Genomic DNA, 1,275 nt, shown 5'->3' on the forward strand with positions numbered 1-1,275 from the left:
ACCCGGGGCCAGGCGAACGCCGCGGATGAGGAGCCGGTGAGCGCGGAAGCTCAGGCCGAACTGGCGGAACCGCCGGAAGATGACGCCGAGGACGAGAAGGATCTGGCGCGCCTCGACGGCGAGCCGGGCGAAGCCGCCGAAGAGCCTGCCGCCGGCCAGGTCACGCCCCCCGTCTCAGGCTCGCTGCTCGACTATGCCGGCCGCGAAGACCAGACCGACCAGCTTGCCGGTGGCGCCCCGGCTGTCGAGCCTGAAGCGGCCAGGGCCGCCGAAGCTCCGCCGGCTTCGGCGCCGCAAGATGCCGACGACAGCATGACGGCAGACGACTTCCGCGACGCGCAAGACAGCGAGGAATGGACGCGACCCGACGAGGATGCCACCGCCCACGTCGACGCCGATGCGAAGACGCCGGCGATCGCGCGGCCGCGCCTCCTTGCTCCGCCGCTCAAGCTCGACGGCTTCGTGCCGTCGGCTTTCTCGACCGGCGAGGAGACCAGGGCGCCGGATACGTCCATCCTCGGCAAGCTGCCGGTGCCGCTCATCATCCACTCCGGCGACGCGCTGCACTATGCCAATGACGAGTTCCTGCACCTGACCGGCTATGACACGCTCGACGAGCTGACCGACGCCGGCGGGCTCGGCGCCCTGTTCGCCGATCCCTATGCGCAGTCCGAGGACGGCACCGCCGACGAAAGCGACCGCGCGCTCAGGCTGAAGACGCGCGACGGGCAGGAATTCCCGATCGATGCCATCCTGCGCGCGGTGCCGTGGCGCGCCGGCAAGGCGCTGATGCTGGTGGTGCGCCGCTCCGGCGAAGAGGACGCAGCGCCCGCGCATTTCAGTGCCGCCAATGACGAGCCCACCCAGCAGCCGGACGTTTCGGAGCTGAAGAGCCGCATCGCCGAAATGCGCACCATCATCGACACCGCCACCGACGGCGTGGTGCTGATCGGCCGCGACGGCAACATCCGTTCGATCAGCCGCCCGGCGGAAGCGCTGTTCGGCTTCGACAGCGACGAGGTCGCCGGCAAGCCCTTCGCCTCGCTGTTCGCCATCGAGAGCCAGCGCGCGGCGCGCGATTATCTCAGCGGGCTTTCCGAACCCGGCGTGGCGAGCGTGCTGAATGACGGCCGCGAGGTGATCGGGCGGGAGTCGCAGGGACGCTTCATTCCGCTGTTCATGACCATCGGCCGGCTGCCCAGCGACAGCGGCTTCTGCGCCGTCGTGCGCGACATCACGCAATGGAAGCGGGCCGAAGAGGACCTGACCCAGGCG

1 protein-coding gene is annotated in these 1,275 nt (G+C 70.0%); it reads left to right on the top strand.

All coding sequences use genetic code 11. The features are described 5' to 3' along the window. Window positions 1–1,275: PAS domain S-box protein (locus tag EN780_RS34525; protein ID WP_128276484.1), on the top strand; the 1,275-nt coding region annotated here is incomplete at both ends.

This window comes from Mesorhizobium sp. M4B.F.Ca.ET.089.01.1.1, from assembly GCF_004022605.1.
In the GTDB taxonomy this organism is placed as follows: domain Bacteria; phylum Pseudomonadota; class Alphaproteobacteria; order Rhizobiales; family Rhizobiaceae; genus Mesorhizobium; species Mesorhizobium abyssinicae.